Origin of the sequence: Cupriavidus basilensis (genome assembly GCF_029335485.1) — a bacterium.
GTDB lineage: Bacteria > Pseudomonadota > Gammaproteobacteria > Burkholderiales > Burkholderiaceae > Cupriavidus > Cupriavidus basilensis_E.
In genome coordinates this window covers 1-6,836 of record NZ_JARJLM010000472.1, presented here as the reverse complement: position 1 = coordinate 6,836, position 6,836 = coordinate 1, and the positions used below count along the sequence as shown (strand labels likewise).

General features: G+C 69.9%; 7 protein-coding genes. 5 read left to right on the top strand and 2 right to left on the bottom strand.

Going from position 1 to position 6,836, the window contains the following annotated elements:
- The 4 genes from P3W85_RS29060 to P3W85_RS29045 all read left to right on the top strand — a co-directional run.
- Positions 1-1,145: cytochrome P450 (locus P3W85_RS29060; RefSeq protein ID WP_276267300.1), on the top strand; the 1,145-nt coding region annotated here is incomplete at its 5' end.
- Between the two features lie 75 nt (positions 1,146-1,220).
- A complete protein-coding gene (locus tag P3W85_RS29055) occupies positions 1,221-1,595 on the top strand; it encodes an antibiotic biosynthesis monooxygenase family protein (RefSeq protein ID WP_276267299.1) in 375 nt (124 codons plus the stop codon).
- A 10-nt stretch (positions 1,596-1,605) separates the two neighbouring features.
- Positions 1,606-2,361 (top strand): sulfite exporter TauE/SafE family protein, encoded by a 756-nt coding sequence (locus P3W85_RS29050; protein WP_276267298.1) that lies wholly within the window; start codon positions 1,606-1,608, stop codon positions 2,359-2,361.
- Positions 2,362-2,552: 191 nt separating this feature from the next.
- A complete protein-coding gene (locus P3W85_RS29045; RefSeq protein WP_276267297.1) occupies positions 2,553-3,662 on the top strand; it encodes an extracellular catalytic domain type 1 short-chain-length polyhydroxyalkanoate depolymerase in 1,110 nt (369 codons plus the stop codon).
- Between the two features lie 7 nt (positions 3,663-3,669).
- Here P3W85_RS29045 and P3W85_RS29040 read toward each other — a convergent pair whose 3' ends face one another.
- Both P3W85_RS29040 and P3W85_RS29035 read right to left on the bottom strand, forming a co-directional pair.
- The gene (locus tag P3W85_RS29040; protein WP_430869639.1) at positions 3,670-3,978 is read right to left on the bottom strand and encodes a 2Fe-2S iron-sulfur cluster-binding protein; all 309 of its coding nucleotides are present in this window, start codon (positions 3,976-3,978) and stop codon (positions 3,670-3,672) included.
- Positions 3,972-4,595, bottom strand: a complete 624-nt coding sequence (locus tag P3W85_RS29035; RefSeq protein ID WP_276267295.1) for an IMPACT family protein — start codon at positions 4,593-4,595, stop codon at positions 3,972-3,974. The genes P3W85_RS29040 and P3W85_RS29035 overlap by 7 nt, the downstream gene beginning before the upstream one ends.
- A 325-nt stretch (positions 4,596-4,920) precedes the next feature.
- Here P3W85_RS29035 and P3W85_RS29030 point away from each other — a divergent pair.
- Positions 4,921-6,836 (top strand): PhoX family protein (locus tag P3W85_RS29030; RefSeq protein ID WP_276267294.1); only part of this gene is annotated, 1,916 nt, incomplete at its 3' end.

The window sequence follows — 6,836 nt, the reverse complement described above, 5'->3', positions numbered from 1 at the left end:
CCGCCGTCACCCATCCCGACCCCGCGGCCTACTATCACACCCTCGCCGCGCAGCGGCCCTTCTATCGCGACGAAGCGCTCGGCCTGTGGGTGGCCGCTGGCGCCGCCGAGGTGGCGGCGGTGCTGGCGCATCCCGCGTGCCGGGTACGGCCGCCCGCGCAGGCGGTGCCGCCGGCGCTCGCGGGTAGCCACGCCGGTGCGCTGTTTGGCGGCCTGATCCGCATGAACGACCGCGAATGGAACGCACCGCTCAAGACGGTGTTGCGCAAGCGGATGGCGTGCCTGGATCTGGCCGCCATGCGCGCGCGGGTGTCGGCGCTGGCGCTGGATCTGCCGTTCGACAGCCGCCATCAGGGCGCGGCCGTCAATCACTGGATGTTCTCCTTGCCGGTGCTGGCAGTGGCCGATGTCCTGGGACTGGAGGTGGCCGGCGCGCGTGGCGAGGCGGCGCGGATGGCGGCGCAGGTGGCCGCTTTCGCGCGGGCGATGTCGCCGCTGGCCACGGCAGAGCAGCTTGCCCCCGGCAGCGACGCGGCGGCCTGGCTGCAGGCCTGGATGCGCGCGCGCCTGGCGTCCGCTACAACGGGCATGGCCCCAATGGATCCGGCCGCGCCGCCGCTGGAGGGGCTGGTGCGTGAGGCGCTGGCGGCCGGCGTGACGCGGGAGATTGTCGTCGCCAATGCGATCGGCCTGCTGATACAGGCTTGCGAGGCCAGCGCCGGGCTGGTCGGCAACATGCTGCTGCGGCTCGCGCGGGAGCCGCAGCGAGGGCGCGGGCTGGATGCGCTGCAAGAGGCCGCCGCGGGCGTGCTGCGCGAAGATCCGCCGGTGCAGAACACGCGCCGCTTCCTGGCCGCCGATGCGCGCCTGTGCGGCGCGGATCTGAAGGCCGGCGATACCGTGCTGGTGGTGCTGGCGGCGGCATCGCTCGATGACGGCGGCGGACGCACCGGCGCGTGCGATGCATCGGCGGCGCCCTGGACCTTCGGCCGCGGCCGTCATGCCTGCCCCGGCGACGCGCTGGCGTCGGCGGTGGCGCAGGCGGTTGTCGCGGCGCTGCTGTCGCGCGGCGCGGATCCGGCGTTGCTGGCGCGCGCGTTCCGCTATCGCCCCTCGCTCAACACGCGCATTCCGCATTTTCTCTGATCTTTTCCGTGTGCCCTTGCCGTGAACGGCAAGGCGCGCCGAACCCATGGAACGCAACCGAAAAAGGCCTCCGCCATGATCGCAGTCATCTTCGAAGTCGAGCCCGCCGAGGGCCGCATGGATACGTATATGCATATCGCGGCGCAACTGCGCACCACGCTGGAAGCCATCGACGGCTTTATCTCGGTGGAGCGCTTCCAGAGCCTGAGCAACCCGGGCAAGCTGCTGTCCCTGTCGTTCTTCCGCGACGAAGCCGCGGTCATGGCCTGGCGCAATACGGCGGAGCACCGCCACGCGCAGTCGGCCGGGCGCGGCGGCGTGTTCGCGGGCTATCGCCTGCGCGTGGCGCAGGTGTTGCGCGACTACGGGCTGGACGAGCGCGAGCAGGCCCCGGCCGACAGCCGCGCCGTGCACGCCCCGGTTGCGGCCTCGCCGGCACGGGCCGGGTGAGGGGCCCGCGATGGAGTCGGCTTTCCTGAACGCGCAGACTGCGCTGATCGGCTTTACCTTCCTGCTGGCGGGGCTGGTCAAGGGCGTGGTGGGACTGGGCCTGCCCACGGTGGCGGTAGGGCTGCTGGGGCTTGCCATGCCGCCGGCGCAGGCGGCGGCGCTGCTGGTGGCGCCATCCATGGTGACCAACGTCGTCCAGCTGTACAGCGGGCCGCGGCTCGGCCAGCTGGCGCGGCGGCTGTGGCCGATGCTGGCGGCCATCTGCGCGGGCACCTGGCTGGCGGCCGCGCTGTTGCCAGCCAGCCTGATGGCGCATGCCACCGCATGGCTGGGCATGGCGCTGGTGTTGTACGCGGTGCTGGGGCTGGCCGCATACCATCCGAAAGTCCCGGCGGCCACGGAAGCCTGGCTGGGGCCGCTGATCGGCGTGGTCACCGGCGCCATCACCGCTGTCACGGGCGTATTCGTGATTCCGGCGGTGCCCTACCTGCAGGGGCTGGAATTGGACAGGGAAACCCTGGTGCAGGCGCTGGGCTTGTCGTTCACCGTATCCACTGTCGCCCTGGCGATCAGCCTGGCGCTGAACGGCGCGTTGCTGCACACGCCGGTGCTGGGCGCTTCGCTGCTGGCACTGGTGCCTGCGCTGGGCGGCATGTACATCGGCCAGTGGCTGCGCCATCGCATCAGCGCGGCGCGCTTTCGCCGCTTGTTTTTCTGCGGGCTGCTGCTGCTCGGCGCCGAGCTGGCGCTGCGCGGGGCATTTTAGGCGGCGAGCGCGGCGGCAGGAGTCCGCCGATGGGGAGCGCGCGCGCCCGGCATCGCCGGACAGAATGCGCCGGCGCGCGGCATACTGGCTGCTGCGCCGCGGCGGACCGCTGCGCTGCCAGGCCAGCCGTGCGCCCGCCTCGGCGCATTCCCACCACGCGCACAGGAGATGCCGCCCATGGCATATCGCCGATGACACGACGCAGCCGCAGCGGCCGCAAGCTTTGGGATACGCTGAGCAAGATCGCCACCCGCAATGTCCGCGACGCGCAGCGCACCGTCACGCGCAGTGCCATCCGCTCGGCGGTGAAGCAGGGCGAGGCCATGAGCAAGGCCGCGCAGCGTGTGCTCAGCGGGGTAGCCTCGCCGGTGCCGCCGCCGGTCAGCCGGGGCGGCGGACGCTGGGAGGAAGGCAGCTGGGGCCTGGGGCCGCTGGTACAGCGGCGTTACCGCCTGTTCATCCCGCCCGGCGCGAGTGCCTCGCGCCCGGCCCCGCTGCTGGTGCTGTTGCACGGCTGCGGCCAGGATTCCGCCAGCTTCGCCGCCTGCACCCGGGCGGCGGCGCTGGCGCGCAGCGCGGGCTGCGTGGTGCTGATGCCTGAACAATCCTCCCAGGCCAATGCGCAGCGTTGCTGGAACTGGTTCCGCTCGCCGGCCCGGGTGGCAGCCGAGGCCAGCCTGCTGATGGCCATCGTCGAGCATATCTGCGAGCATCGCCCGGTTCGCCCCGACAGCGTCTTCGTGCTGGGCCTTTCGGCCGGCGGGGCGATGGCGCTGACGCTCGGGCTGCGCTACCCGGACCGTTTTGTCGCGGTGGGCTCGCACTCGGGCGCGGCGCCATACAGTGCGAGCAACGCCGCGCAGGCGGCGCGCGTCATGCATGGCAAGGGCCAGCCCGACCTGCACGCCGCCCGGCTGCAACTGGCGGGGCGTTCGCCGCCGCCCTTGCTGCTGCTGCACGGCGATGCGGATCCCGTGGTGGCGTTCGACAACGCACTGGCCTCGGCGGCGCTGTGGCAGCAACTCTTGCCGCAAGCGCCCGTGCCGGCGCCGCCGCGCAGGGTGCAGCGCGGGCAGCGCCGCCCTTACCGTGTTCATGGATGGTCGAGCGAGGGGCGGCCTTATATCCGCCTGGTGCGGATCGAAGGGCTTGCGCATGCCTGGAGCGGCGGGCCGTCCAGCCAGGCCTTCTCCGATCCGTCGGGCCCGGATGCCCTGCGCATCGCCTGGCCGTTCTTCATGCAATGCCTGGCGGCGCGCGCGATGCCGAGGCGGGCGCGCAAGCTGGCCGGGCTGGCCTGAGCCCGCTTCAGCGTGCCTGCGGCGCGTCTATCACCACATCGCTTTCGGGATACGCTACGCAGGGCAGGATGTAGCCTTCGTCGCGCTCATCGAAGCTGACGCCCGGCCATTCGATGCGATAGGCGATCCGCCCGGCGGATAGCCGGCACAGGCAACTGCGGCAGGTGCCGTTGCGGCACGAGCTGGGCAGGCGCACGCCGGCCTGCAGCGCGGCTTCCAGCAGCGTCTGTCCGGGTGGCGCGGGAAAGGTGCTGCCGAGCGGCTCCACCCGCGCGGAGAAGGCGGGCACCGGTGCCGGCGCGTGGCCGCTCACGATGGTGCCCCTTCATCGTCGCCGTCCTTGCCCGCGCCGGCAAAGCGGGCGCGCCCATGGGTGGCATCGCGCAACGCTGCCTGCGCGTCGTCCAGCACGCTCGCCGGCAGGCGGATCGTCAGCCGTGCCGCGGCCCCGTGCTCGCCATGCGCGAGCGTATGGCCTGCCTGCTCGATCCAGCGTCGCACGCGCGCCTCGTCGGCATAGTCCACCTCCACCGTCAGGTCGGCCTGGACGATGCGTTCGATGCGCTGCGCGTCCTTCATCGCGGCGGCAATCGCATCCGTATAGGCGCGCACCAGCCCGCCCGCTCCCAGCTTGATGCCGCCGTAGTAGCGCACCACCGCGGCCAGTACGCCGTCCAGCTCATGGTGGCGCAACACTTCCAGGATGGGCCGGCCGGCCGTGCCGGAAGGCTCGCCATCGTCCGACATGCCGGACTGGCCGCCTGCCAGCAGGGCCCAGCAGACATGGGTGGCGGTGGCGTGCTCGGCACGCAGGCGCTGCAGCTGCGCCATGGCGGTTTCGCGGTCGGGCACGGGGATCGCGTAGCCGATGAAACGGCTCTTGCGGATTTCAAGGTCCGCCTGGACGGAGGAGGCGAGGGTGTAGGTCGGCACGGGTGAGGCCGCATCGCGGCGCGCCGCATGGGACGCCGGCGGGCGGCAAGCTAAGGGATAAGGCGCCCGGGACGGGCGCGTCCGCCAGTGTACAACAGCCGCCCGTCGGCCGGCCCGCAGGTATCCGGAACGCCCGCCAACCCGCCAGGGAGGCGCGGCGGGTCCCTCGAATGTCTGAAAAATAAGTCAATTTCAACAGGTTGTCACAAATCATTCATAGGATGCGACATCGGCCTGACCGACGCTCGGCTGTCCCCCACCAGCGCGCGGCATGGCGGCGCCATGCGCGCCGCCCACTCCATCACATAAGGAACGGGAAAGAACAATGCTCGACAAACCTGACGCATCCCGCCGCAAGGCGCTCAAATTCCTGGCTGGCGCGCCGATGCTGCCGCTGGGCCTCGGGGCCACGGCCTTCCTGGTCGGCTGCGGCGGCGATGACGAAGCGATAGCGGCCACCCCCCCGGCTGCCACGTTCACCACCGCGGAATTCACCGGCATGGCCGCGCCGGACCTGGGTAACGCGGCCGCGATGGCGACCACCACGGTGGGTTCGAGCCTGAAGGTCTCGTTCAGCGACGGCACCAGCCAGACCTACAAGCTGGCCTACCAGCCCTTCTTCATCACCGGCGACCAGGTACCGGACGGCAAGGGCGGCACCATCCTCGCCGGCGGCTATTTCGACATCAACAACCAGCCGATCATCGACCGCTCGGTGGCAGGCAAGGAGCGCCAGTTCTACTCCGACTCGCCGGACGGCACCTCGCTGCTCAAGATCGACGGCGCCAAGGTCGCGGGCGTGAAGGGCAACACGGTATTCGCCGTGGTCCAGTTCGAATACACCACGCGCGACCAGGCCAGCAACGACACCTATGGCCGCCTGCCGTCGCCGATCGGCGTGCTGACGCTGGACCAGAACCCCGCCACCGGCAAGCTGACCCTGGTCAAGTACCACAACGTCGACACCTCGTCCGTCAACGGCCTGTGGATCACCTGCGGCGCCAGCCTGTCGCCGTGGAACACGCACCTGTCCAGCGAGGAATACGAGCCGGACGCGTTCACCGCGAGCGCGAGCGCCCAGTTCCAGGCGTTCAGCAAGAACCTGCTCGGCACCGCCAGCGTCCTGGCCAACCCGTACTTCTATGGCCATATGCCCGAAGTCACGGTCAACCCGGACGGCACCGCCAGCATCAAGAAGCACTATTGCATGGGCCGCATCTCGCACGAACTCGTGCAGGTGATGCCGGACAACCGCACCGTGCTGATGGGCGACGACGCCACCAACAGCGGCCTGTTCATGTTCGTGGCGGACAAGGAGAAGGATCTCTCCGCCGGCACGCTGTATGTGGCCAAGGTAGGCGCGGGCTTCTCCATCGACCCCGCCGCCGCCGGCGCCGACCTGACCTGGGTCAAGCTGGGCCATGCCACCAGCGCCGAGATCGAGGCACTGGCCAAGTCCAACCTGCCGACCGATATCCTCGACGTCAAGTTCAGCGACCCCTCGGACGCCAGCTACAAGAAGATCTTCATCGGCGGCGCGGCCAACTGGGTCAAGGTCATGCCCGGCAAGGAAAAGGCTGCGGCGTTCCTGGAAACCCATCGCTATGCCTACCTGATGGGCGGCAGCATGGGCTTCACCAAGATGGAAGGCACCACCGTCAATATCAAGGACAAGGTGGCCTACTCCGCGCTGCAGAACATCCAGGATTCGATGGTCAACGGCAACACCGCCAAGGGCTGGAATCCGGAGAGCGGCATCTCGGTTCCGGCGGCGCTCAAGGCCGGCGGCGTGATGCAGCACAACCTCGCCGGCGGCCAGAAGGACCTGGGCGGCGCCGCGATCAACAGCGAATGGGTGCCGGTGCATACCAGGGCGCTGCTGGTCGGCAAGGATATCGCGGCCGACGCGTTGGGCAACACCGCCGACCCCGAACTGGTCGCCAACCCCGACAACCTCAAGTTCTCGGAAAAGCTGCGCACCCTGTTCATCGGCGAGGACAGCAGCCAGCACGTCAACAATTTCCTGTGGGCCTACAACGTCGACACCAGGAAGCTGACGCGCGTGCTGTCCACCCCGGCGGGCGCGGAATCGACGGGCCTGCATGCAGTCGACGAGCTCAACGGCTGGACCTACATCATGAATAATTTCCAGCACGCCGGTGACTGGACCAGCCTGCACAGCAAGGTGCAGCCGAAGCTGGATCCGCTGGTCCGCGCCAACTACAAGGACCGCTTCGGCGC